This window comes from Marinomonas rhizomae, from assembly GCF_003315485.1.
In the GTDB taxonomy this organism is placed as follows: Bacteria; Pseudomonadota; Gammaproteobacteria; order Pseudomonadales; family Marinomonadaceae; genus Marinomonas; species Marinomonas rhizomae.
The window spans coordinates 32,674-57,881 of sequence record NZ_QNSE01000002.1 but is presented as its reverse complement, the minus strand read 5'-3'; the positions used below and the strand labels follow the sequence as shown (position 1 = coordinate 57,881).

Genomic DNA, 25,208 nt, shown 5'->3' with positions numbered 1-25,208 from the left:
TTTATCTTGATAACTTTCTATTTGTCTCATTATTGGTTACTTTGAAGCTTGCCCATTAAGTCTCGTATTTAAAAAGTACTTTCGAGAGCTTGAGGAATAAATTTTTTGGTCTAATTCTAAAAATCAAAAAGGACGATGTGAATGAAAGCGCTTCTCAGCTACTTAGCACCCGCTTTGACACTTTTTTTATTAGGCAGTAACTCTGTTTATGCTGTTAATTGCCAAACGTTAATCTCAAAAACGCCTCAAAACGTAGAAATTAAAACTACAATGATGGGTAGAGACAATGAGGTTAGAAGCCCATATTGTTTAGTATCGGGCGTTATGTCCCAGCGTATGGGAGTCGATAGTCAATTCTATTCGATAAAATTTGAGCTACGCCTACCTAACTTTTGGCAAGGCCGTTTTGCTTATCAGTTTAATGGTGGAAACGATGGTCAAGTGAAGCCTGCATTAGGTGCTATGACTGGGCTTATTGGTTATCAATATGCCATCAACCAAGGTTTCGCTGTTGTTTCCAGCAACGGAGGTCATGATGCCCAAGCTAATCCAGAAGATGGTTTAGCGGGTCCTGCGGTATTTGGTCATGACCCAGAAGCGCGTCGCGATTATGGTTATAGCGCAGTCCAAAAGTTAAACCCAGTTGTCCGTTCTTTAATTGAAAGCTATTACGAGTCTCCTATTAAATATTCATATGGCCTTGGTCAATCGAATGGTGGGCGTATGGCAATGGTCGCTGCAACGCGTTTCCCAAATATGTTTGATGGTTTATTGGTCGGCTATCCTGGCTTTAATTTGCCAAGGGCTGCATTGCAGCATGCTTGGGATATTCAGGCATTACATAGAGTGAGCGACGATATCAGTCAATCATTAACGAAACGCGATTTAGATGTGTTTGCAAAACGCATTATTGATCAATGCGACACCTTAGATGGAATTAGCGATGATATGGTGTTTGCAGCGGATGCTTGTCAAAAAGTATTCGAACCAAAAGCCTTGGTATGTAAAAGTAATTTTGATCGAGACTGTTTGTCGTTAAATAAGATAGGAGCCTTAATGCGCATGCATATGGGACCACATAACTCAAAAAATCAGGCGTTGTACACTGATTGGGTATATGACACAGGTATTCGTTCTGATAACTGGCGCATGTGGAAAGTAGAAAGCACGATGTCAGGCTGGAGTAATAAACCAATTAATATAGTGATGGGGGCAGCCTCATTGGCACATATTTTTACAACACCTTATACGAATGTTGCGGGTGATATTTATTCATTAGAAAACTACTTGCTTCAGTTTGATTTTGATAAAGATGCGCCGAAAATTTATGCGACGAATAACCAATTCAAAGAATCAGCAATGGCTATCATGACACCACCTGATGCGGCTAAACCCAAGCTGACAGAGTTTAAACAGCATGGCGGAAAAATGGTTATCTTCCATGGTAACAGTGACCCAGTCTTCTCTGTGAAAGACACCATGCGTTGGTATGATTTTTTGAATTTTACCTTAGAAGGACGAGCCTCAGAGTTTGTTCGCTTGTATCGTGTTCCCGGTATGCCTCATGGGCAAGGCGGCCCATCAGCGGATCAATTTGATATGCTTCAACCCTTGGTTTCATGGGTTGAAAAGAAGCAGCCACCTCAACATATTGTTGCAGCCACGCGCGCGGAAAATCCAGAAATCACCGCGCGTATGACTGGGATAAAGCGCCCTTTGTGCCCTTATCCATCTTACGCTAGATACAATAAGGGCGACTTTCTTCAGGCGACGTCTTTTCAATGTGTGGTCGCCAAATAACCTGCGTCAGGTTATCGCCCACCGCCAACATCAATAAAGCCACCAGTGGAATAACTGGATTTGTCGCTGAGCAACCAGAGAATCGCTTCGGCGACCTCTTCGGGTTGTCCTCCGCGCTGCAGCGGTAAATTAGGGCCTACGCGATCTACTCTGCCCGCTTCTCCGCCATCGGCGTGCATGTCGGTATATATCAATCCAGGTCTGACTACGTTAACTCGAATGCCATCGCTAGCTACTTCCAAGGCAAAGCCTTTGGAGAAAGAGTCGACGGCGCCTTTGCTGGCAGCATAATCCACATATTCATTTGGTGAGCCATAAACAGAGGCCAAAGAAGAGACGTTGACGATTGCTCCGCCTTCGCCTCCTTTGCTCTTAGCCATATCTTGGAAGGCTTCTTGGCAGCATTGCATGGTGCCAAAAACATTGGTTTGAAAGATGCGTTGCCAACGTTCTGGTTTGGTATCGACAAACCTAGCTTGTTGATCTAATACTCCAGCGCTATTGACCAACGCCTTAATAGGCCCCCAGTTACGTCGAATCGTGGCAAACATCTTACTGACTTGTTCTGTGTCGCTTATGTCCGCTTGTACGCAATGTGCTAGTCCGCCAGATGCGATGATGTCAGCGACAACATTTTCAGCGGAAGTTACATCTTTTCGGTAGTTGATAATAACTTTATAGCCTTGTTGGGCGGCGAGTTTCGCCGTTGCTGCCCCAATGCCTCTTCCACCACCAGTAATTAATAGTATTGACGATGTCACATCATGCTCCTTGCTATTTTATTTATCCTAACAATAACGTACCCATTTAAGTAAAACCAATTCTCAAGTTCTATGAGATAGAGGGATTCTGATTCTCTCCTTTTCGTAGATTAAGGAAGTATTAGGCATGTTTATAAGCTCGCATTGAATATAGTAAGTAATGTATATAATAATCGTAGGATATTAAATATGGTGATTTGAATGCAAACAAACAACATTGGTTTTCTTCTAACTGACATCATTCGCCTCATGCGTAGGGAGTATTCCAAAAGCGACTTATGCATGACCCCCATGCAAGCGCGGGCACTGGTTTATGTTTCTCATTGTGAAGGTATTAGACAGGTGCAATTAGCTGAAATGCTGGATATTCAACCCATCACGCTTGCTCGTCTAATTGATCAATTAGCGGAAGATGAGCTAGTTGAGCGTCGCCCTGATCCAAAAGATCGTCGTGCTTACGGATTGTATTTAATGGATAAATCGGCGCCCTTGTTAGAAAAAATTGATATCGAAGTTAAGCGAGTTCGTGAGAAAGCTTTGCAGGGATTAACGGAGGAGCAGGCAAATGCTCTTCAGGGCGCACTTTCTGTTATGCATAAAAATTTATCAACGGACCTGTCATTATAGAATTTACTTGGGGAAATACTGGAAATGAGTGAACAAGAAAATAATCCATCGGTGCCAAAGCAAATTGAAAAGCGCACGACTCGTCGTATGTTATTAGTGGCATTACCTTTAGTGGTCGTTTTAGCTTCTGTGTTTGTTTATATGAAGGGTGGTCGCTATGTTGAAACGGACAATGCTTATGTCCAATCGGACATCACGGCGATTAATACGGAAGTGTCTGGTGCGATTCAAACCATAGCCGTCAAAGAAAACGAAAAAGTTTTAAAAGGTCAGTTATTGTTTGGTATTGATGCCACGCCATTTAAAGTAGCCGAGGCCAAAGCACAAGCACAGTTGCAGCAAGCTAGATTAAACATACTGGAACAAAAAGCCGCTTATGAAGAGAAGAAAGCTGAAATAAAACAGGCTGAGAATCAATTTGCTTTTAACCAACGAGAAGAGAAACGTCAGGCGAATCTGTTAAAACAAAAGTTTATTTCTGACACTCAGTTCGACCAAGCCAAACAGGCGGCCGAAGTTAGTGAGCTGAAGGTCGCAACATTGAAGAAAGATTTATTCCGTTTAAAAGAGACTCTAGGCGGAGACCCTAGTGCGCCACTGGAAGATCATCCAAGTTATCAAACTGCTCAAGCCGCGCTAGATCAAGCAAGAATTAACCTCGGACATGTTGACGTGAGAGCGCCAGCATCAGGCGTGGTCGCCAAGGTGCCGAATAACGGTGAATATGTAACCGCGGGCTCTACTGCTATGGTGTTGGTGTCCGATGAACAACAATGGATTGCAGCCAATTTCACTGAAAAGGACCTGACTTATGTGAAGCCAGGACAAGATGTTGAAATCGAGGTTGATGCTTATCCTGGTGTGTCATTGCATGGCAAAGTTGAGAGTATTAGTCCTGCGACGGGATCTGAATTCTCTGTGATTCCAGCTGAAAATGCGACAGGCAATTGGGTGAAAATCGCTCAGCGCCTTTCCGTAAGGGTTCTTGTTGATGCTGATCAAGATACGCCAGTATTACGTACCGGTTTTAGTTCAAATGTCACGATAGATACAGAACACCAGCGCCGTTTATTCGGTCTAGCTTTGTGAGGCAATAGATATGGCGCTTACGCAGAGCCTAAAAACGGAGGGCGCAAGCACGAATCGCGTAATGATCACGATATCTGTGATGTTAGCGACCATCATGCAGGCGTTAGATACCACCATTGCTAATGTGGCCTTGCCACATATGAAGGGTGCCATGGGCACCACTCAAGATCAGATATCTTGGGTGCTGACATCTTACATAGTGGCTGCTGCGATTTGTATGCCATTGACGGGGATTTTGTCCGCAAGAATTGGCCGTAAACGTCTGTTTATGTGGTCAATTGTAGGCTTCACCGTATCGTCTATTTTATGTGGTGCCGCACAGTCTTTAGACCAGATTGTGTTATTCCGTTTGCTGCAAGGTGTGTTTGGCGCGAGCTTGGTGCCCTTGTCTCAGTCTGTATTGCTCGATACTTACCCTAAAGAGAAGCATGGTTCAGCGATGGCCATGTGGGGTGTTGGTGTCATGGTTGGGCCAATCTTAGGGCCTTATCTAGGGGGCTTGTTGACGGAGTATTATAGCTGGCGCTGGGTGTTTTATATCAATGTACCATTTGGCATCATTGCTTGGCTCGGTCTTGCAGGCTTCCTAGAAGAATCAAAACTCGATAAGAAGCGTAGTTTTGATATGTATGGTTTTGTACTGCTCGGAGTTGCCATTGGTAGCTTACAAATGATGCTCGACCGAGGCGAGTCGCAAAACTGGTTTTCCAGTTTAGAAGTGACAATAGAAGGTTTGCTAACCGTGGTTTGTGGCGCTATGTTTTTAGTGCATATTTTTACCCACAGCCATCCGTTTATCGATCCGAAAATGTTTCGCGATAGGAACTTTAGTATCGGCATGGTGTTTATTTTCATTGTCGGCATTATTTTGTTGTCATCAATGGCACTACTACCGCCTTTCATGAATTCGTTAATGGGCTACCCTGTTGTGGATATTGGCGCGATATTAGCTCCTAGGGGCTTTGGTACCATGGCGGCAATGATCATTGTTGGACGCTTTGCGAACAAAATTGATGCTCGCTTATTTATTACATTGGGCTTGGTGCTGATCACTTACTCAATGTGGGAAATGACTTTGTTTACGACTGAAGTGACGGCGTGGGACATTATTCGAACAGGAATGGTCCAGGGTACTGGGCTAGGGTTTATCTTTGTTCCTTTATCCACTATCAGTTTTGCGACCTTAGACCCTAAATACCGTAACGAAGGCACGTCTATGTTTAGTTTGCTGAGAAACATCGGCAGTAGTATCGGCATTTCGGTGGTGACAACCTATTTAGCGCAGCGAACGCAGATAAATCATGCCGCGTTTGCAGACTATATCAATCCATTTAATCTTGCTTTGCAGATTTCTCAAGAACAGGGAGCTTATAACACGACAACCGCCGCTGGACTTGCTGCACTAAACCAGGTTGTCACAGGCCAAGCGGCTACTTTGGCGTATTTACAAGACTTTCGTTTGATGATGTGGATTACCGTTGCGGCTTTACCCTTGGTGCTTTTACTGAAGGGGAAATCGAAACACGTCCCAGCGTAGAAAAAGCGACAAAATTTACGAATATTCAGTTAAACACTAAAAATGCTCTGATTTTTCAGAGCATTTTAGCGTCTTTATCTTCCTTCCTTCTTTCGATCAATGAAGACATAAGCTAGTACTGTTTAAAGCCACACGTTATCATGCTAGTTATCTGGAATTTGATTTACTTAGTTTTGCTTGGGGGCGGCTATGAGTGCATTAGATCGACACTTCATCTTGGGTTATGGCAGCTTAATTAATGGTGAAAGCCGTGCTAAAACAGGTGAAACTGGCAAGGTTTGGCCCGTTAAATTACATGGATTTGAGCGTCATTGGTCAGTCATGTCGGTTGAATACGGCATGAGCTCTGTGGCGGTTATTCACGCAGCAGAAAAAGCCTGCAATGGCGTATTGGTTGAAGTGCCTTACGATCAATTTCCCTTATTCGACGAGCGAGAGCAAGGCTATCAAAGAGCCGTAATCGATGCCAAGCAATTAACAACCTATCAAGATCACCCTTTGCCGGAAGGCACTTATTGGGTTTATCACACGGATGATGTGGTTGATCCTCACCATGAGTGTCCTATTGCATTAAGCTATCTAGATGTGATTTTGTCGGGTTGCTTAGAGCATGGAGATGATTTTGCCCAAGACTTTCTAACATTGACTAAAGGCTGGGCATCGCCTTTATTGAATGATCGAAAGGCACCGCGTTATCCGCGAGTGCAACCAGAAATTCCTACTGAGCGTTTGAATATTTTATTAGCGCCGGTAACCACCTTATCTATTAAAGAGCTATCTGTAACTTATGAATCTTAACTCGACGAGCCAATTATTGGTGCGCAACGAAGAAGACTTGGTCGGCAAAGTGTTATTTGCTAACCCTGAAGACACCTATCCACTTGATCTAAGCAAAAACGCGGATGTGTCTGCTTGGTGCCAGTCTAAAACCTTTTATGATGCTTTGTTGCGAGTTGGCTTTGCGGACGAAAAGCTGTTTTTGTCCGAGCAATGGACGGCAGAGAATGGTAGTGATTTTGATCATATTGTGATCTATCAGCCTAAAGCGAAAGAGTTATTAGACTATCTGCTTGCGGCGGTTTTGCCTCTGCTAAAAGATGGCGGTCAAATCTGGCTGGTGGGTGATAATAAAAGCGGTGTTAAATCCTCTATGAAGCGTCTAGAAGATGGATTAGACGAAGTTGGTAAACGAGATGGCGCCAAACACTGTTTGCTTTATACCGGCTACAAGCGCCGTCCAGCGAAACCATTTGTATTCGAAGATTGGATTGTGACTTGGCAACAAGACGTCGCAGGACAAACATTAACTCTGTGCAGCTTGCCGGGCGTTTTTGGTCATGGCAAATTAGACAAAGGCACCGACATTTTATTGAACCAGCTAAGCCAGCACCGCTTTATGAGCGATGTTGCCAGTGCACGAATACTCGATTTCGGTTGTGGTGACGGTATTATCGCCCTTTGGCTACACAACAAAACGGGAGCGCGCATCACCGCGTTGGACGACAGCGTGTTAGCGTTGAAAGCGACGGAACTGACCTTCGCTGCGAACCAAGTCAGCGACGCGGTTACTGTTATTGCTTCCAATGGTTTAGGTGAAGTGAAAGGCCGCTTTAATTATGTTGTCACTAATCCACCATTCCACAGTGGCGTGAATACCGACTACAGCATTGCAGAAAGCTTCTTTATGGCGGTGAAGCAACACCTTACCTTAAACGGAGAGTTGTTTGTGGTTGCCAACGACTTCTTACGTTATCCGCCAATCTTAGATGCGGCGCTGGGCTCGCATACTCGACTGTATCGAGACAAAGGCTTCGCCATCTATCACGGTCGCCAACCGAAGAAAAAATAACGCCCCAGCTTTTGCGAAACGAAAACGCCCATTTGAAAAAATGGGCGTTTTTATAATTTTTATAGTATGGGCTTTTAATACAATTGATGCGGAGCCACAACGAGATTTTTTTGTTATCTCTTCACTCTAAGGTATATCAGCGATCAGTAAGTGCAAGCTTTACACCCAATAAAGCGAAGCTAGCCGCAAAGGTTTTTTGCAAGTACTTTGCTATGTTAGAGGAGCCTATCAAGTATTTACGCGCTCTACTGGCGAGAGCTCCATATAGAATGAAAACAATGAGTGTCATTGCCATAAAAGTACCGCCAAGCAATAGCATTTGGCTGGTCGTCGAACTGATATTTGAATGAATAAATTGCGGTAAAAACGCCAAGAAGAAGATAGTCAGTTTTGGATTTAACACATTGATAAGACAACCTTTTAGAGCGACTTGGAATAAATTAATCTGCTTATCTTCAGTCTTTTCTAATGCGAACCCATCAGATTCACGCCACATTCCCCAAGCTAAATAAAGTAAATAAGCCACACCGATGAATTTCACCACTTGAAATGCCAATGCGCTGGTATTCAGAATAACGGCTAAGCCAAAAATACTGGCTAGCATCGAAGGGACTATGCCCAAAGTGCAGCCTAATGCCGCAGAAAATGAAGCACGAGTCCCTTGAAAAAGCCCTGTTGAAATCGTGTAGATGACACCCGTTCCCGGAATAAGCACCAGAATTAATGAAGTGATTAAAAATTCTATACTAATCATTATTCATACCTTTCAATTTTTTTTAGAGTTTTAAAGATGACAATAAACTGAACAAAAATAAACCAAAAGATATTTTCACTTAGTCTCTTGTGCTATCAAGCGCCAATCAACAGTCGGCTTTTTGATTTCAATAAACGTTTTAGCTTTCCTATCAACCACACCGATCCATAGAACTGAAAAATAAACAAACATACCGATGAGATAAGGCTATAAGCCATGGTGGTATTGGGTTCGATATAGCCAGCATTGAGCAATAAGTATTTGGTATTGCCCCAAATCATGCTGAGTAAGGGATGCAAAAAGAAAATCGCGAAGCTAATAGAGGCTAGCATTATCAAGTGTTTGCCAAGTGCAGGCCAAACGAGATGATAGCAAACCCCGACAAATAAAACGCACAGGCCCATTTTTTGAATGAACTGTAAATCAATACCCGCCCATTCAAATGCCGCTTTATGATAGCCACCTGCATGGAATAGCACACTAGATTGCAACCAGACTGTTGTGATTACTGCGATAATCGCAGCGGTCAAAAAGTAACGGTAGTGTTGCTTCATCCAATCTAAATACTGTGAGTACAGCATGCCCACTAAATAGAAAGGGGTAAAATACACAACAGATTGCAGCACATTGATATTGCCATCTGGACGGTGAATCACGACGGCGGTGATTGAAAATAATGCCAAGATGGTTAACTGAGTCAATAATGGCAGTTTTAAATAACGAAAATGCAGTCCAGAGCAAAGAAAAGTCGCCATAATAAAAGGAATATACCAATGGGGAAACAACACAAAACCTTGCTGTATGAGTGCCCAGCACATTGATAAAGCTTTCATTAGAGTAACGCGATCAACGAACAGAAAAACGAAGAAATTGGCTACAATGGCAAACGCTGACACCGACAAGAATGGCACCAATACGTTCTGCACCTTCTTTGACATAAAGTTTTGATAATCAAAGCGTTGAGCGAAAATGTGATGAAAGAAAAAGCCCGAAATAAACACAAAAACGCCAGTGCCACCGCGAATAATATTCTCTAGCCAAACAGGGAAGCCGTCATTGGTGTTGGTAATGGAATGCCCTAATACAATTAGTACAATGGCCAACCCACGTAGGTAATCAAATTCAATAACTCGAGAGGATTTCTTGGCTTTCGACTGGTTGGATTCGACAACAGACGGTTGTTGGGGCGTCTTGATGTCTATCAGAGTGGGTTTTTGCGTAATGTTCACTGGCTTACATCCATGAAAGTGAGAAATATAAGCTATTAAGTCGCCAGTTCTGTTGCTAATCAATATAGCTTGCAGACAGAATCTAAAATTTTACGTTAATCATGCATTTTCGACGATATTCTTACGAATTTAGCGACAGATGTAGGTAAAATTTTGCCAATCTGCTAGAGTCGCATCCTACTATTATTTATGCCCCCTAACACTAGGAAATCATTTTGAACAACAACGATATTTTACGCCGCCTTCGCTATACCTTTGATTTGAAAGAACTGGATATAGTGGACATTTTTGCCTCTGCCGATGGTATCGCTTCACAAGAGCAAGTCACCAGCTGGCTAAAAAAAGAAGATGATGCAGGCTATGTTGAAATGATTGACGTGGAAATGGCGACATTCCTCAATGGATTGATTAACACTAAACGCGGCAAGCGTGAAGGCCCACAGCCTGTGCCGGAAAAGCGCCTGACCAACAACGCTGTATTTATGAAATTACGCATAGCCTTGAACCTACAAGCTGAAGAAATCCTCGACATCATGTCACTTGCGGAATTCAACCTAAGCAAGCATGAGCTAAGCTCTTTCTTTCGCAAACCAGGCAACCGCCACTATTGTGAATGCAAAGACCAAATCTTGCGTAACTTCCTGATGGGATTGCAGAAGCAGTTTCGCGTGTAATTTCTAATCTTTTAGAACTTCGTGCTTTCAATAAAAAAGCCGCTGCCGACTAGGCCGCGGCTTTTTTATTGTCTTTTCACCTAGTGTACAAAGATTGCACTATATGGATATCTGGATACGCATTGCTTTGCGATATTGACCCTCTAATTATAAATATAACTGTGAATGAACAGGATGGTATCCATATGTTGATGAAAAATAAAATCGCACAAGCGGTCATTATTGCAGGCTTATCTTCTCAAGGTTTTGCGCTTGAATTGGGGGATTTTAACGGTACTCAATTTAGTGTGGGTGGTTATATTAAAGCTGAGGGTGTTTTTAACAATCCTGATGAGAGTCGTAGTACGTTTGAAAGTAGTGCTAGCCAGTCACGTTTAAACGTGACGACTAGCCGCCAAGAAGGCGATCATAAACTGAAAGGCTTTATTGAAGGCGATTTCCGAGGCGCTTCTTCAGTATTTCGTCTACGCCATGCAACATTGACGGTTGATAATTTAACGGTGGGTCAGACTTGGACTGGGCAGTTTTTCGCTAATGCGCCTTTTGATACTGAAATGATTAACTTCTATGGAACGGGTATTGGTACGGTTTCAGGGAACGGAGCAGTAGTCCGACCTGACCTTGTTGCGCATTATGCAAAGGGGGGTTTACGCTTAACTGCACAGGATCCTCTTTATAGTCATGCAAGCCTTCCTGATTTGGTTGTCGGATACACACATAGAACCGCCGAAGGCCATGCCTATAACGTGTCGGTTACAGGTAGAGACGTCGATACAACGCCCTCTGATACAAACGATAGCGAGTCGAAATTTGGTGCCGCATTGTCTTTGGCAGCAAAGCTTAAATTTGGTGACACTAGTGTATCTGTAAGCGGTTTTTCTGGTACGGGTGCTGCAATATATGCTGGTTGGGGGTACAACGGAGCTGCTGGAACAGCGGCCTCAGCCGAATTAGATGGTAATGGAGACCTATTGACGGTTACTGGCTTTTCAGCGGGTATTGGTCATAAATTGAATGATAAGTTACGAGCGAATTTACGCTATGGCCAAGTGTCGACAGATGCTTCAAGTTTGGCGGATGATACGCTGACCATTACCACAGCGAACATGATTTACACTTACCTTCCAGGGCTTGATATTGGTGTCGAGCTACGAGATCAAAGTGCCGCGACTAATGGTGCCGCGAGCGGTAGCATTGTAACGCGTCCTGCTGGACAGCAAGTTGAAGTCATGGCGATGTATAAGTTCTAGTAAAGAGCACTAGCAAGAACAGACTGGGCCTTACCCTTTTGCCTAGTCTGTTTTTTTTAGTCTTAGGTTAATGAGTAAAATGCCTTAGCGTTTGAGAAGGCAATTCCCCAATTTGTTCTCGGTATTGAGCTGAGAACCTTCCCAAATTCGTAAAACCATACTCCAACGCGACTTGTGTCACATTTCTAACGTGTTCATTGTTCTTTAATTCGGAATGAATACTTTCTAATTTTAGGCGGCGTATGTAAGCGGAAGGCGTTAGTCCTGTTTCTCTTTCAAAGATGTTATACAAGGATTTTCGGCTAATGTGGCATACCTTGGCCAATTCATCGATTTTTATGTCTGCTGTAATATTGTCCAGCACATAATTACGCACGCGTTCTACATGGCGATGCAATGAGTTATTGGAAAGAGAGCCTTGGCTAATAGTGATATCAAACATAGTAAAGATAGCGCTGTTTAATAATCGACAATAATAAAACCGTGCGCGTTCATTTAGTTCCCTTTTGTCTTGCTGCAGAATGTCATTTAGCAAATTGAATAAGGGGCCAGCAATAGGGAACTTGCTTACCTCAGAAGCAAACTGAACGGGATTGATGGAAGATAAATAACCAAACTCTCGTACTGTTTGATGTAGAAAGTCTGCAGAAACCCTTACGATTAACTTTTTACAGCCCGCTGAATCATTAGATGTAAAATGGGTTTTAGGCATAACAAAAGTGGAATCTCCTGCCTTGAGTACGCGCTTTCCATATTGAGATTGCTCGATACTGTGACCGGCCAAAATAACGTTTAGGAAATATGCGTTAGCAGCATGGGAGGCATTTATCTGTACGGGAACGCCCACGGCATATTCTAAAATAGCAAGCGGTCCAAATTCTTTAAACTTCAAAGAGACAAGCTTCTCTTGAGAGGTTCTTGGAATAAAGTGACGCACTCCAAAACCCTTGTCCAATAGGATACCAGTAAGAGTTTGTGTTGAAGCGTCTACAACCTGAAGGTCGTAGGTAGAAAAATTAAATTTCATAACGACACACCAATGCATTAATTATTTTTATAGGCCAGCGATTTAGAGGAAGCGCAAACAAATTTCTTGTTGGTCAAAGAAGGAATTGACTCTTTCTTAGATGTAAATCCTTTTACTTACATCACTGTGTTTGAGCTACCTCACTTTAGTGTAATGCTTGCTGCTCTCGTTTAGTCATCCATTTTTTAGGTTTACATATAAATTATTTATATAGTAAACAATATAAAAATAAAGCAATAAAGCAATAAAGTTTTTCAATGTTCGATTCTCTTTCACCATTTTTGAGAAATACCGTATATTCTGATGAGTCATGAAACACACAGTTCATAGAAAGGGGAGTTACTAACGTGATAGCAAGAGAATGGAAGGCCCGTTGCCCAGTGGCGAAAAAAGACGGTTTCATTGCCTACTTATATGAAACAGGCATTAAAGATACGTCCGCTACTGAAGGCTTTAAAGGCGCGCAAATTTTTACTCGAGAAGTGGACGAGTTAACGTTCGAGGTGACCTTGATTACTTATTGGCCGACTCGTGAGTCAATTGTGGCGTTCGCAGGTCAAGATATTGAGATTGCTAAACTTTATCCAGAAGATGATAAGTATGAACTAGATCCAGATACCTTTGTTCGTCATTACGAAGTGATCGAGAATCATTGGGTTTAACCCTGATCATAATGCCCGCCAATGGCGAAGATATAGATCGATTTATCATCGAAGCGATAGATGAGTCGGTCTTTCTGAGAGATACGCTTTGACCATAATCCAGATAGGTTATGCTTCAGCGCTTCTGGTTTGCCGAGCCCAGAGCCTGGATCATCGGATCTGAGCATTTCTTTTAAGAGTTTACACAGTGATTTGTGAAGCTTTTTATCTTGTTCACGCATTTTTTCATAGGCTTCCCATGTGTAGCCTTCAAAGATCAAGGATCTCATTTAGCTCTCCATTCGTTGGTTGATAGCCTCTTCCTTGGGCATTATCTGAGGGGTGAGTTGTGATTGATTCACTTATCTGTTGCATCAAATTTTTGTTTTGCAGCACATATAAGCTCTCTTGTTCACGTTCCCAGTCATCTGCGCTAATCACTACAAAATCCTCACCTGAGCGACGAGTAATTTTCACAGGCTCATGTTGGTTGATAACGTTTTCGACAACGCTCTTTAAGTTGTCTCTGAATTTGTTAACGCTAATTGTATCCATGCTTCCACCATTAAGTACGGTAATTCCGTACGACTATATAGTAATCTGATTAAAAAATGAACTTTTATAGTTAAGGAAATGCTCGTTAATAGAGAAGAACCGAGAATTCGATTTGGTCTCTTGAGCCTGCTTGGTCTAATAACGTGAGTTGATAGTTACCGGACGTTAGGTTTTTTAAGGTGGTTTTTCTTTGCTGATCTGGTAATAAAACACCGTTTAAAAACCAGTAGAAAGGCGCTTCGCCTCCTTCGGCTGAAATGCGGATATTGCGATTTTGTTGCTTAGGTAGCTGAAACGCATCTTTATCAGTGAGTCCATGGATACGGACTGCTGATTGGCGAATGATATTGCCTGTTGTTTCACATCTAGGGTCCCAGCTCGGTATCCGAGAAGATCGGCGTTGTTCTGGTGTTAGCCAGTTATCTAGCGGTGCAGGCCAAACGGTTACCTTTTGGCGTTTGGCTTCGACCTGACAGCTGATATTGACCCGTAACTTGGAATCATTCGCTTGCCAGAATTGAAATTCTGCTTGGTTGAATGGCTGCTCTAACGCTGCTGTGTTGTACCAAGTTTTAGGAATGGTGCCATCGACGATATAAGCGCTGTGGCTTTCCTCACAATCCGTTTTAACCATGTCACCTTGTGGCCAGCATATGTCCATTTTAGAGACGCTGTCGGGCATTTGTGGGGCTGGGCGTTGATCATTGAGCCGTTGATAAATATTGTTTAATAACGGCACAGCGGTGACTTGGCCGTAATGGCCAGGCATGGGAACACCATCGGGTCTGCCAACCCAAATGCCTAAGGTGTAGTGTTGACTCACTCCAATTGCCCAAGCATCACGGAATCCATAGCTTGTGCCGGTTTTAACCGCTAAGCCAGAAACAGAATCTGGATTATCTAATAATATCTTTCGCACAACCCAAGCCGCGCCCTCGCTTAAAAGTGGTTGTTGTGATTGTGGGTCGGTAGGACTAAAACGCAGTTGTCGTGCTTGGCCTTTGTTTCCAAGACTGGTGTAAGCATAGACAAGATCTTCTAAATCAGAGCCAACACCACCGAGAGCCACCGCCAGATTAGGTTTTGCCCCGATCGGGAGCTTCAGCTCGATGCCTGCTTTTTTCATTTTTAAGAAAAAGTAAATCGGCTTGAGCTGCTCCAAAACTTGCACGGCAGGAATATTTAAGCTTTTTTGCAAGGCATGGGTGACGGAAACTGGCCCACTGACGCCACCGTTAAAGTTGTCGGGTTGATAGTCTCCAAACTTAAGCGGCACATCCATTAATAAGCTTTCGCTATGAATTAAGCCTTCATCCAATGCCATACCATAAATAAAGGGCTTTAGTGTTGAGCCTGGTGATCGGGTTGCCTGAACCATATCCACGTAAGCGAAACGGCTACTGTCATTGAAATCCGCCGATCCTGCGTAGACTTTTACCTTGCCTGTGTCATTTTCAACAACCAAGGCTGCAGCCGAGACTTTTTGCCCAATACCATGGACATAATTTCTCAGCAGGTGATTGATCTGGCCTTGCCATTGAGAGTGGATAAAGGTTTTGATCTGAGGAGTAGTGCTTTGTGTTACCAATCGGCGAGCGAGCAATGGCGCCGATTGGTAATCTTGTTTGGTTATGGTGGGAATGTCTTCGATTAATGCGTCGTTTAAGCGCTCTGTTGACCACTCTTCCAGTGTTACTAAACGGCGCATCAACTTGTTCCTAGCTTGCTGGGCGCGTTCGTTATGTCGATCTGGTCGATAATAGCTGGGTGCTTGTGGCAAAACCGCCAAAAGAGCCGCTTGGGCGTCTGTCAGTTGTTTTACCTTATGGCCAAAGTAACCCAAGGAAGCGGCTTGAATACCTTCGTAGGTGCCACCAAAGGGCGCATGGTTGAGATAATAGGTGAGGATATCTGCTTTGCTAAAGCGCCATTCTAACTGTAAAGCACGGACGATTTCTTTGAGTTTCCCCCATACTGTTCTGGATTCTGGGTAACGTATGCGAGCCACTTGCATGGTCAAGGTTGAGCCGCCAGAGACGATGTCGCCTGTGCTTATCCATTGCCAAGTAGCGCGAGTGAGCGCAAACACATTGACGCCGGGGTGATAGTAAAAATATTGATCTTCGTAAGTAATGAGCGCTTCTAGGTAGTTTGGGGAAACCTCGTCTAATGTTACCGGAAAGCGCCATACGCCGTTGTCATCGGCAAAATTTCGCAAAATCGAACCATCCTCAGCAAGAACGGTTTGGCTTAACGAACGGGATTCCAAGTCGACTGGCACAAGCTTGTCGAATAACAAGAAAGACAAAAACAACAGTATTCCGGCGATAGGCAAACAAACCCATAACCGGAATCGACTATTCAACAGCGCCATTAACGAGGCTGTATTTCCAAGGTCGTAATCGACGTACCAATGGCACGGTAATTAGGACGATACATGTCCTCTACAAAGGGCGGTGCGACCTGATAAGTCCCCGGCGTGACAGCACGAACTAGATAATAGAGCTTCTTCACAGATTTATCGGAAAGGCTCACGGAAGCCACAAAGCGATCATCCCGATACTCTTGATAGAGTATGTTGTTTTCACGGAAGTAACGACCAAGTGGCTTTTCGTCAATCATAATGCTGTCCAGGTCGACGCTGGCATTGCTGAGGTTTTGGTTCTCTAATTCCAAGCCTGCTGGCAAAAGGTCAACCACTAAGGCGTCTGGGATGCGTAAGTCATCATCAGTAGAAACATTTAATTCCACAATGAGCAAATCCCCACTGGTTAACTGCGCCGGTGTTGTCGGCTTGCCTGTAAGGTCGTAATACTGACGGCTAATGCGCAGCCCTTCGCTGTAGGGCTTTGGCGTGACTTTCGGTGCGCCTTGGTATTGCAGACTGACATACAATTTTTGGTCGTCTGCGGTAATGCCTTTGAGCTTGCGCAACTGGTCGGCATCGAACACAGAATTGAATGCCTGTGTTTGAACGAGCGATTGATCCCCAGACGGCAATTGGATACTGGCACGCCATTCACTGTCTTTGTTCGCGTATTGGCGAGCAACTTTTAATAGGGCGATGCGCTCTTGTGTGCTGAACCAACGCTTGTTTTGTAGGCTATCAATCATCTTATCAGCCAAATCGCCGTCATCCAGTCCAAGCTCTAAGGCCACCGCAAGGCTAAGGGCTTGATCGCGCACAATAGAGCCGTAATCTCGATAATAAGCATATTGTTTGCGGTCAATCTTTAGGGCGAGTTCAAGTGCTGTTTGGGCTCTTGAGGTGTCATTTAATTGCTGTAATGCACCTGCTAAGTGCATCCAAGCAAGACCTGACTCATCGAAGGATGGTGTTGATTTGGCATGGCTGGAAGCAACCGTGTCGTCATTATTGGTCATCGCCTGATCATAAAGACGACGAACGAAACTCAAACTAATGGCATCCGCTTTGGCTAAGACAAACGCGGCGTAAGCGCGATAAGAGAACGCATAATAATCAGCGCTGTCGCTCCACATATCGCTTTCAGGGTTATTGTTGACAAAGAAGGTTAATCTTTCGATGGCGCGTTTTAGCATATCATCATCAATGACAACGCCTTGTTTACGCGCATCGACTAAAAACTCTGTCGCATACACTGTGCCCCAGCGAGATTCCCAACTGCTCGAATCCCAGTAACCAAAGCCACCGTTGCTCAATTGCTTGGCTTTAAGCTTTTCAATTCCGTCTTGGATTTGTGTTAGGCGGAAGGCTTCGCTAAACGGTTGTTTGAATTCTTGTTCAATACTGTCATTCAAGTCGAGCTGATTGACCATGTCTTCGTTTAACAACAGCCAAGGGTAAGTCGAGCTGGTGGTTTGCTCTAAGCAACCATAGGGATAGTGTAATAGGTTCTCGAATTGGCTTCTAAAGTTGATCGCAGGACGATTAGAAATGGTCAGCATGGCTTGAATGCTACTGTCTCGTAATGTGCTTAGATCAAAATGAGGCTTCCACTGTTCGCCTGGCTCAAGCGTTGCCCACAATTGATTGGTCGCCCATGGATAAGGACTGCGTACGCCAAGTCGCCACGTTCGCGTGATATTGATGTCGTCACCATTGGTGGCATTAAGCGTGATGACGCCTTGGCCTTCCATGTCTGCGCCCGTTATTGGGATGGAAAGTACGGTTTTTTCTTTATCGGCAAGCGCTAGGTTCTGTTGCAAACCTTCGCTAATAACAGCGCCATCCACTTTCACGCTGACATCAAGCGTTTGCTTGGCATCGGAAAGGTTGTGCAGATCAATGCTGATTTGGCTCTTGTCGCCCATGGCAAGGAAGCGCGGCATGGCAATTTGTGACACAAGTTTGTCCGCGACAATCATTTCATTGTGGGCGCTGCCGTAACTGTGGTCGCCATAGACCACGACCATCCATTCCAATTTGCCATTGAAATTCGGCAATTCAAAGCTGACGTCGGCTTCGCCATTGACGAGGGAAACAGGTTTGCTCAAGAAGGAAACAATTTGCACATCGGATTTGGGTTTCTGACCGCCTCGGCTGAGCTCGGCATCGGATTCATTAAACGCATCGCCACCAAATTTCTGACGTATCATGTCATAACCTAAGTTATTAATAATCTTGCCATAGATATCGAAATACGCAGACTCAAAGCGGCGCGGCGCATAAAAATACTGCTCAGGTTGAGGTGCTTTATAGCGCGTAATATTCAACACGCCCTTATCAACAAGAGCGACAGTTGCATAAAGTGGCTGATCACCAAGTTGCGATACATTCGCCACCTTAATATGCGCGCTAACCACCTTGTTTGGCTGGACTTTTTCGTCTGTGGTCAGCTCTACATCTGCGATTGCATCTGGGCGAATAATAGATAAATGGGTAATTCCTAATGCGCGCTTAGGCGCCACTTCTGTGACTTGGTCCGCTGGCGTTAACACCATTGCTGTGACGTATAGGTCGTGCCGATTCCAGTTTTTTTGGACATCGATGCTGATTTCGTTACTGCCTTTTTTGATGCTTTTATGCAGGCTGTATTGGACTCCATTAGTGGATTCCACATTGATAATGCCATCGCCAGCCACTGGGCTGGTTAAGCGCAATCTTGCTTTATCACCTGGCTCGTAATGGTCTTTATCCAACGACATTTGCAGCATGTCAGGCTTTAGATTGCTACTGCTTTGATTATCCCAACTCCATTCTGTGTCAAACTCGAAGGTGCTTTTTGCGCCGGTTTCAGAGGTGACTTCTAAAATATACGTGCCCCATTGCACAGGGAAATCGACGGTAACAGGGTCGCCTTTCACGTCAATATTTTCATTACCAACCGTGTAAATATGGCTCTGATAATTCCAGTACCAGCCTCGGGATTCGTTGTATTCCCAGAAGTATTCGCGATAATTTCGAGACAGGCGAACACTCAGCTTGTCAGCAACGGGTTCCCCTTCTTGATCGACACTGAGCAGTTGAAATTGCAGTGTTTCATTGGACGCAGGACGACCTTTAAATAAGGGCTGGATACCAACTAATTTTTCGTAGTCTGGTAACTGTATGATGTTCTGATTGCGGGTCACTGGGCGGCCACCACTTTCGTAAACGCTGGCACTGACATTGTAGCGTAATGGCACTGGCATATTGGCCCAGTTATCAGGGATGGAAATTATTCCTTTGCCATCTTTATCCAGTTTGATTACGTCGGCTTTTACAGTTCGTCCATTGATTTTTTCGTTGGCATTGCCGAAGTAATACTCTTTTAGCGACGGAAACGGAGTGGTAGAAGGTGTGACTGTGATAACCGCATCGGCATCATTGCCTGCGGCAGGCGCGCCATAGAGATAATCGCCTTGAATGGGAACATCAAAACTGCCTTTAGGCGCATAGTGAGTTTGATTAGGAGCATCATCGTAAAACGAAAGCGTTAGGGTTTCCGGTAAAAAGTCTTCGACCTGAAACCAGTAAGTATCTACATAGTCGCCGTTGATGCTGACTTCAAGGCGCCATTTTCCAGTGGGTGCGTTGTCGCCTAATTGAAAGCCTGTTTGATAAAGATTGGTGCTATCTGGCTGCCAAGTGAATTGCTTTTTACGTTCGCCACGAGCGTCATAAAGTCTGGCTTCTAGGGGCAAAGGTGCGACTTTTTGGCCGTCAAAATCGCGTAGCAATAAATTAATCGACACCTCTTCACCGGGACGATAAAGATCGCGTGGACCGTACATAAACATCTGATAAGGTCGATGTAAGCTTGGCACATTTGGGTAAGCAGATAAGTCTAATTCGTCTCTGTCTAATTTTAAGAAGGTAATGCTGTCGCCATGTCGAGCTATAACGGCTTGTGGCAGGTCATTGGTCGATAATTGATAGCTACCGTCTTGTCCACTGGTTGCCGCTTGTTCGTGGGCCGCTTGCTTGTCTGTTTTTGGCCACAAGAAACGTAAATTTACGTTGGCCATTGGTTTTGCTGTAGCAATGGAATGACTGTAAACCACCAACGAATCTTTGTATTTTCGGGCGTGTAACCCTATGTCTGTGATGGTGAAAACCGCCGTGTCGTAGGCGTAATCATAATCTCCCGGCTTGCGAATAATGGCGACATAAATGCCCGGAGCATTCTTTTCTAAGACGGGATCTAAATTTAAATTGTAGGTTTTACGTTGATTGGCTTTAGCGTCATTTTCATAGCGTGCAGAATGCACTAAGTCTGCGTATTGCTTTAAGCGCTTGAGGCTATAGTAATCATTCATGCCTTGAAAGGAAGTTTCATCAAGGAAGCGGTCTAAAGCGTCATCACGAACCCGAAAAACATCTAAATCCACCGATTTTTGGTTGATGACGGTAACAGGAATGCCGTTTTGAATATTACCGACCAAGAAACTTCCGTTGCCTGAGAAGTTGGCACCGGGAACAATTTCACGAGTTTTTACCGTGCGTTCAAAGTGGTGAATATTGCCTTCGCTGTCTTTTTCTAAGAGAGTGTTGCCAATCACTGATTTGGGTTTGTTTTGTACTTTGACGGTGTATTCGGTGCTAGGCTCAACAAACGGTAGAACCCACTGTCGGCCATTATTTTGCGGTATCCATATATTGCCAGTAGTGGGATGGGGTGTCACAGAAATGGATTTGCTTAGATCACTTTGAGGGTCAATGGCTTCGGTAAAACGAATCACCAAGGCGGGAGCATTATCTTGAGTGGTTTCGCTGACATCAGAAATATAAAAATCCGCCGCGTGGAGTGTGCTGGAAAGTAGCAACAAACTCATCCAAATGAGGTGGAGACCGGATAAAACTGACCGCATGACAAGCATTCCTTTCGCGTTTGTGGGTAGTGGATTCTATAAGCTCATACAGTGGGTTACAAGGTCAATAGATGGCGGTTATAGCCCTTGCTGCCTATTAAAAAAACGCCCTTACGGGCGCTTAATAAACAGACTTTAAAGTGCAGACGGTTTATCGACGTATTACGCGGCACCGGCAGCAATGGCTTCAATGCGGTTTTCTTCCACAGCATGACAAGCAATCATGTGGCCTTGCTCTTGGCTTTCTTCACTGTCCAATCTTAGTCGTGGCGTTTCGCTTTTACAGCGGTCGTTGGCGTAGCTGCAACGTCCGTGAAAAGCACAGCCAGATGGCGGATTGAGCGGCGAAGGCAGTTCGCCTTGTAGCTTAATACGCACACGACGTTTATCGGGTGAAAGTTGTGGGGTACTGGATAATAGCGCCAAGGTATAAGGGTGTTTTGGGTTCTCGAACAACTGTTCACGAGAGCCTTGTTCTACCACTTTGCCTAAGTACATCACCATCACGTCGTCAGCGATGTGTTCTACCACAGACAAATCGTGAGAAATGAACACATAGCTCAATCCAAACTCTTCCTGCAAATCCATCATCAAGTTCAATACTTGCGCTTGAACCGATACATCCAGTGCGGACACAGGTTCGTCAGCGACGATAACGTTCGGATCAAGCATCAAGCCACGAGCAATAGCAATACGCTGACGTTGTCCACCGGAAAACATGTGTGGATAACGATCGTAATGTTCGGTTTTCAAGCCCACTTTTGCCATGATTGTAAGGGCTTTTTCTTTGCGCTCGGCCTTGGAAAGCTTGGTATTAATTACCAAAGGTTCTTCTAAAATAGCGCCGATTTTCTTACGCGGGTTTAATGAACCATATGGGTTCTGGAAGATGATCTGGATCTTCTGGCGCAGTTTCGCTTGAGCGTCTGCACTCAAGGTTAGTAAGTCTTCACCAAGGTGCGCTAACTTACCACTCGTGGGTGTTTCAATCATGGTCAGCATGCGACCAAGAGTGGATTTACCACAGCCTGATTCGCCCACAACCGCAAGGGTTTTGCCTTTTTCAAGATTGAAGCTAATGCCATCGACGGCTTTTACCACGGCATCCGGTTTAAACAGACCTTGTTTCACATGGTAATGCTGCTTTAAATCTTCGGCTTTTAAAATTAACGTGCTATCGGATGAATTGTCAGACTGATTCATGCGGCTGGTCTCCCTTCACTGTCCAATGGCGTGTGGCATTTCACTTGGCGATCAAGATCGCCTTGGTTCGCAGGTTCAACCTTACGGCAATGATCGGTCGCATAAGGACAACGCGGGCTTAGTAAACAACCCAACGGGCGATCATATTGACCTGGGACCACGCCGGGCAAGGCTTCAAGACGCGCTTTACCGGCAGCCGATTCAGGTAAAGAAGCCAGCAAGGCTTGAGTGTAGGGATGCCTTGGGGTGCTAAAGACTTCCGACGCTGGGCCAGATTCGACAATTTGACCCGCGTACATGACGATAACGCGATGAGCCACTTCGGCCACGAGAGCCAAATCGTGAGTGATCAGCACCAAGCCCATTTGCTTCTTGCGTTGCAACTCAATCAATAGATCAATGATCTGCGCTTGTATCGTCACGTCTAGCGCGGTTGTCGGCTCGTCTGCGATCAATAAACGCGGATCACAGGCAATCGACATGGCGATCATGACACGCTGGCTCATTCCGCCTGAAAGCTGATGAGGATAATTGTCCAAACGCGATTCCGGTGCTGGAATACCTACTTGTGTTAATAACTCAATCGCACGGGTTCTCAGCTCTTTCTTGCTGCCGCCTTGGTGTGTTTTCAGCGCTTCCATTATCTGATAACCCACGGTGAAACATGGGTTAAGGCTGGTCATTGGATCTTGGAAGATCATAGCAATGTCGGAGCCAGTAAGCTTGCGACGTTGCTTTTCTGGCATGGCTTGCAGATCTTGACCATCAAAGGTTAATTGGTCTGCGCTCACTTTACCTGGGAAATCGATCAAGCCCATGATGGACAATGAACTCACACTCTTACCTGAGCCAGATTCCCCAACGATGCCGAGAACTTCCCCTTCTTCGACCTTGTAACTGATGTTATCCACGGCGCGAAAATTGCCGAAGGTAACGCTTAAATTTTCCAACTGTAACAGTGACATAACAACCTCTCTTACTGTTTCAACTTGGGATCAAGGGCATCACGCAAGCCATCACCCATGAGGTTAAACGCCAGTACTGTGATCAAAATCATCAAACCGGGGAAAGTAACCACCCACCAAGCACGCTGAACAAACTGCAATGCATCGGCTAACATAGAACCCCATTCTGGGGTTGGTGGTTGAGCGCCAAGGCCAAGAAAGCCTAGGGCCGCCATATCTAGGATGGCGCTGGAAAAGCCTAACGTTGCTTGCACGATCAATGGCGCTAAGCAGTTTGGCAAGATACAGATAAACATCAAACGCAGTGGACTAGCACCGATTACGCGAGAAGACGTCACATAATCTCGGGACATTTCAGCCATGGTCGCCGCGCGGGTCAAACGCACATAATGCGGTAGTGAGACAATGGAAATCGCCAAGGCCGCATTCACGATGCTTGGTCCTAAGATGGCGACGATCGCAATCGCCAACAACAAGCTTGGCATCGCCAACATGATATCGACAATACGCATGATGGCGGTGTCTATCATGCCTTTAAAGTAGCCAGCAATCAGGCCTAGCAGAATACCCATCACCAAGGAAGCAGTAACGGCCACAATACCCACTGCAATAGAAAGGCGTGAGCCGTAAATTAAGCGAGACAAGATATCTCGGCCTACATCGTCTGTACCTAAAACAAAAGACCAGTTACCGCCGTCTAACCACGCTGGCGGCAATAGCAGCGCATCGCGGTATTGGTCAGAAGGTGAGTGCGGGGCAACAAAATTGGCAAAGACGGCCATGAAGCAAATGATCGCAATAACGACTAAACCGGCTACAGCGCCTTTGTTGCTGCTGAAATAATGCCAAAACTCTTGCAGTGGCGTCATTGGCGTTGGAGCTGTCAATGGAATGTCTGTCGTGGACGTTTCTGTAGATGTTGTCATAAACGCCTCCTTATCGGCTGTGTCGAATACGTGGGTTAACAATGCCGTATGTAATATCTACCAAGAGATTTACGACAATGATGATACAAGCGACAATCAAAATACCGCCTTGTACAACGGGGTAATCACGGCGTCCGATAGACTCGATCAGCCATTTACCGATACCAGGCCAAGCAAAAACCGTTTCGGTCAGAATCGCACCAGATAACAAAATACCCACCTGCAAACCGATAACGGTAATAACCGGAATCAAAGCGTTACGGAGCGCGTGAATCACTATGACTCGCCAAGGCGCAATGCCTTTCGCGCGAGCGGTACGAATGTAGTCTTCGCTTAATACTTCCAACATAGAAGAGCGGGTCATGCGGGCGATAACCGCCATGGGAATAGTGCCGAGAACGATACTTGGTAAAATAAGATGTGATACGGCCGATGTGAATGCGCCTGCTTCATCAGACAATAAAGAGTCGATCAGCATGAAGCCTGTCACGTCGTCGATCCAATACACCACGTCTATTCGTCCAGATACTGGCGTCCAACCGAGATTTACGGAAAACACCAACATCAATAATAACGCCCACCAGAATATGGGCATGGAATAACCGGTGAGAGAAAACGTCATCACCGAATGATCGATTACGGTACCGCGTTTTACCGCGGCAAAAATACCTGCTGGCAAACCGATCAGAATTGCAAAAATAGCGGCACAAACCGCCAATTCAATGGTAGCTGGAAAAAGCGTGAGGAATTCTTTCATCACCGGTTCTCGGGTAATGAGAGAGTTGCCTAAATCGCCTTGTAAAACGCCAGTAACATAGTGGTAATACTGAACATACAAGGGCTGATCAAAGCCTAGTTGAGCACTTAGCTCGGCGTGGCGTTCTGCGCTGACACCACGTTCACCGGCCATAACTTCAATGGGATCACCGGGGATTAAGCGAATAAGGGTAAAGGTCAGCAAGGTGATCCCGAGGAAGGTCGGAATAACTAAGCTTAAGCGACGGAAAATAAATTGGAACATAAAGGACAGGCTCTCTTGAGATATTATG

General features: G+C 44.8%; 21 protein-coding genes. 9 read left to right on the top strand and 12 right to left on the bottom strand.

Annotation, left to right across the window (positions count from 1 at the left end; all coding sequences use genetic code 11):
* Positions 1 to 141: 141 nt before the first annotated feature.
* A complete protein-coding gene (locus DFP80_RS02165; protein WP_113915180.1) occupies positions 142 to 1,800 on the top strand; it encodes a tannase/feruloyl esterase family alpha/beta hydrolase in 1,659 nt (552 codons plus the stop codon).
* Between the two features lie 11 nt (positions 1,801 to 1,811).
* Here DFP80_RS02165 and DFP80_RS02160 read toward each other — a convergent pair whose 3' ends face one another.
* Positions 1,812 to 2,561, bottom strand: coding sequence for an SDR family oxidoreductase (locus DFP80_RS02160; protein WP_113915179.1), 750 nt, complete (start codon positions 2,559 to 2,561; stop codon positions 1,812 to 1,814).
* Positions 2,562 to 2,762: 201 nt separating this feature from the next.
* On the opposite strand from DFP80_RS02160, the gene DFP80_RS02155 reads away from it, so the two are divergent.
* From DFP80_RS02155 to DFP80_RS02135, 5 genes are all read left to right on the top strand, one after another.
* A complete protein-coding gene (locus DFP80_RS02155; RefSeq protein ID WP_113915178.1) occupies positions 2,763 to 3,188 on the top strand; it encodes a MarR family winged helix-turn-helix transcriptional regulator in 426 nt (141 codons plus the stop codon).
* A 24-nt stretch (positions 3,189 to 3,212) separates the two neighbouring features.
* Positions 3,213 to 4,277: an HlyD family secretion protein gene (locus DFP80_RS02150; RefSeq protein ID WP_113915177.1), complete on the top strand. Its 1,065-nt coding sequence runs from the start codon at positions 3,213 to 3,215 to the stop codon at positions 4,275 to 4,277.
* A gap of 10 nt (positions 4,278 to 4,287) precedes the next feature.
* Positions 4,288 to 5,814 carry a DHA2 family efflux MFS transporter permease subunit gene (locus tag DFP80_RS02145; protein ID WP_113915176.1) on the top strand — a complete coding sequence of 509 codons (1,527 nt, stop codon included), beginning with the start codon at positions 4,288 to 4,290 and terminating at the stop codon, positions 5,812 to 5,814.
* A 189-nt stretch (positions 5,815 to 6,003) separates the two neighbouring features.
* A complete protein-coding gene (locus tag DFP80_RS02140) occupies positions 6,004 to 6,612 on the top strand; it encodes a gamma-glutamylcyclotransferase family protein (RefSeq protein ID WP_113915175.1) in 609 nt (202 codons plus the stop codon).
* Complete coding sequence (locus DFP80_RS02135) at positions 6,602 to 7,663, top strand: class I SAM-dependent methyltransferase (RefSeq protein WP_113915174.1); 1,062 nt, start codon at positions 6,602 to 6,604, stop codon at positions 7,661 to 7,663. Before DFP80_RS02140 ends, DFP80_RS02135 begins: the two co-directional genes overlap by 11 nt.
* A 136-nt stretch (positions 7,664 to 7,799) precedes the next feature.
* On the opposite strand, the gene DFP80_RS02130 is transcribed toward DFP80_RS02135, so the two are convergent.
* On the bottom strand, positions 7,800 to 8,417 hold the full coding sequence (locus tag DFP80_RS02130) for a LysE family translocator (protein WP_113915173.1): 618 nt from the start codon (positions 8,415 to 8,417) through the stop codon (positions 7,800 to 7,802).
* Between the two features lie 95 nt (positions 8,418 to 8,512).
* Positions 8,513 to 9,646, bottom strand: a complete 1,134-nt coding sequence (locus DFP80_RS02125) for an acyltransferase family protein (protein WP_158601329.1) — start codon at positions 9,644 to 9,646, stop codon at positions 8,513 to 8,515.
* 215 nt (positions 9,647 to 9,861) lie between these two features.
* Here DFP80_RS02125 and DFP80_RS02120 point away from each other — a divergent pair, with 215 nt between their 5' ends.
* The gene (locus DFP80_RS02120) at positions 9,862 to 10,320 is read left to right on the top strand and encodes a YehS family protein (protein ID WP_113915171.1); all 459 of its coding nucleotides are present in this window, start codon (positions 9,862 to 9,864) and stop codon (positions 10,318 to 10,320) included.
* Positions 10,321 to 10,505: 185 nt separating this feature from the next.
* Positions 10,506 to 11,570: a DcaP family trimeric outer membrane transporter gene (locus DFP80_RS02115; protein ID WP_113915170.1), complete on the top strand. Its 1,065-nt coding sequence runs from the start codon at positions 10,506 to 10,508 to the stop codon at positions 11,568 to 11,570.
* A gap of 67 nt (positions 11,571 to 11,637) precedes the next feature.
* Here DFP80_RS02115 and DFP80_RS02110 read toward each other — a convergent pair whose 3' ends face one another.
* Positions 11,638 to 12,597, bottom strand: coding sequence for an AraC family transcriptional regulator (locus tag DFP80_RS02110; RefSeq protein WP_158601328.1), 960 nt, complete (start codon positions 12,595 to 12,597; stop codon positions 11,638 to 11,640).
* 347 nt (positions 12,598 to 12,944) lie between these two features.
* On the opposite strand from DFP80_RS02110, the gene DFP80_RS02105 reads away from it, so the two are divergent.
* Positions 12,945 to 13,259 (top strand): antibiotic biosynthesis monooxygenase, encoded by a 315-nt coding sequence (locus DFP80_RS02105; RefSeq protein ID WP_113915168.1) that lies wholly within the window; start codon positions 12,945 to 12,947, stop codon positions 13,257 to 13,259.
* On the opposite strand, the gene DFP80_RS02100 is transcribed toward DFP80_RS02105, so the two are convergent.
* The 8 genes from DFP80_RS02100 to DFP80_RS02065 form a co-directional block, all read right to left on the bottom strand.
* A complete protein-coding gene (locus DFP80_RS02100) occupies positions 13,256 to 13,528 on the bottom strand; it encodes a Txe/YoeB family addiction module toxin (protein WP_113915167.1) in 273 nt (90 codons plus the stop codon). The genes DFP80_RS02105 and DFP80_RS02100 overlap by 4 nt on opposite strands.
* The gene (locus DFP80_RS02095) at positions 13,509 to 13,793 is read right to left on the bottom strand and encodes a type II toxin-antitoxin system Phd/YefM family antitoxin (RefSeq protein ID WP_113915166.1); all 285 of its coding nucleotides are present in this window, start codon (positions 13,791 to 13,793) and stop codon (positions 13,509 to 13,511) included. Before DFP80_RS02095 ends, DFP80_RS02100 begins: the two co-directional genes overlap by 20 nt.
* Before the next feature lie 85 nt (positions 13,794 to 13,878).
* Positions 13,879 to 16,167, bottom strand: coding sequence for a penicillin-binding protein 1C (gene pbpC, locus DFP80_RS02090; protein ID WP_113915165.1), 2,289 nt, complete (start codon positions 16,165 to 16,167; stop codon positions 13,879 to 13,881).
* Positions 16,167 to 21,065: an alpha-2-macroglobulin family protein gene (locus DFP80_RS02085; protein WP_158601327.1), complete on the bottom strand. Its 4,899-nt coding sequence runs from the start codon at positions 21,063 to 21,065 to the stop codon at positions 16,167 to 16,169. The genes pbpC and DFP80_RS02085 overlap by 1 nt, the downstream gene beginning before the upstream one ends.
* 162 nt (positions 21,066 to 21,227) lie before the next feature.
* Complete coding sequence (locus DFP80_RS02080) at positions 21,228 to 22,268, bottom strand: peptide ABC transporter ATP-binding protein (RefSeq protein WP_113915163.1); 1,041 nt, start codon at positions 22,266 to 22,268, stop codon at positions 21,228 to 21,230.
* Positions 22,265 to 23,233, bottom strand: a complete 969-nt coding sequence (gene dppD / locus DFP80_RS02075) for a dipeptide ABC transporter ATP-binding protein (protein ID WP_113915162.1) — start codon at positions 23,231 to 23,233, stop codon at positions 22,265 to 22,267. Before dppD ends, DFP80_RS02080 begins: the two co-directional genes overlap by 4 nt.
* Positions 23,234 to 23,244: 11 nt before the next feature.
* Entirely contained in the window at positions 23,245 to 24,159 is a 915-nt protein-coding gene (dppC, locus tag DFP80_RS02070; protein ID WP_113915161.1) for a dipeptide ABC transporter permease DppC, read from the bottom strand.
* Between the two features lie 10 nt (positions 24,160 to 24,169).
* Entirely contained in the window at positions 24,170 to 25,180 is a 1,011-nt protein-coding gene (locus DFP80_RS02065) for an ABC transporter permease subunit (protein WP_113915160.1), read from the bottom strand.
* Between the last annotated feature and the right edge of the window lie 28 nt (positions 25,181 to 25,208).

Coding starts and splice junctions, on each gene's coding strand:
- DFP80_RS02165 (WP_113915180.1), top strand. CDS start 142: ATGAAAGCGCTTCTCAGCTACTTAGCACCCGCTTTGACACTTTTTTTA.
- DFP80_RS02155 (WP_113915178.1), top strand. CDS start 2,763: ATGCAAACAAACAACATTGGTTTTCTTCTAACTGACATCATTCGCCTC.
- DFP80_RS02150 (WP_113915177.1), top strand. CDS start 3,213: ATGAGTGAACAAGAAAATAATCCATCGGTGCCAAAGCAAATTGAAAAG.
- DFP80_RS02145 (WP_113915176.1), top strand. CDS start 4,288: ATGGCGCTTACGCAGAGCCTAAAAACGGAGGGCGCAAGCACGAATCGC.
- DFP80_RS02140 (WP_113915175.1), top strand. CDS start 6,004: ATGAGTGCATTAGATCGACACTTCATCTTGGGTTATGGCAGCTTAATT.
- DFP80_RS02135 (WP_113915174.1), top strand. CDS start 6,602: ATGAATCTTAACTCGACGAGCCAATTATTGGTGCGCAACGAAGAAGAC.
- DFP80_RS02130 (WP_113915173.1), bottom strand. CDS start 8,417: ATGATTAGTATAGAATTTTTAATCACTTCATTAATTCTGGTGCTTATT.
- DFP80_RS02115 (WP_113915170.1), top strand. CDS start 10,506: ATGTTGATGAAAAATAAAATCGCACAAGCGGTCATTATTGCAGGCTTA.
- DFP80_RS02110 (WP_158601328.1), bottom strand. CDS start 12,597: ATGAAATTTAATTTTTCTACCTACGACCTTCAGGTTGTAGACGCTTCA.
- DFP80_RS02100 (WP_113915167.1), bottom strand. CDS start 13,528: ATGAGATCCTTGATCTTTGAAGGCTACACATGGGAAGCCTATGAAAAA.
- DFP80_RS02095 (WP_113915166.1), bottom strand. CDS start 13,793: ATGGATACAATTAGCGTTAACAAATTCAGAGACAACTTAAAGAGCGTT.
- pbpC (WP_113915165.1), bottom strand. CDS start 16,167: ATGGCGCTGTTGAATAGTCGATTCCGGTTATGGGTTTGTTTGCCTATC.
- DFP80_RS02085 (WP_158601327.1), bottom strand. CDS start 21,065: ATGCGGTCAGTTTTATCCGGTCTCCACCTCATTTGGATGAGTTTGTTG.
- DFP80_RS02080 (WP_113915163.1), bottom strand. CDS start 22,268: ATGAATCAGTCTGACAATTCATCCGATAGCACGTTAATTTTAAAAGCC.
- dppD (WP_113915162.1), bottom strand. CDS start 23,233: ATGTCACTGTTACAGTTGGAAAATTTAAGCGTTACCTTCGGCAATTTT.
- dppC (WP_113915161.1), bottom strand. CDS start 24,159: ATGACAACATCTACAGAAACGTCCACGACAGACATTCCATTGACAGCT.
- DFP80_RS02065 (WP_113915160.1), bottom strand. CDS start 25,180: ATGTTCCAATTTATTTTCCGTCGCTTAAGCTTAGTTATTCCGACCTTC.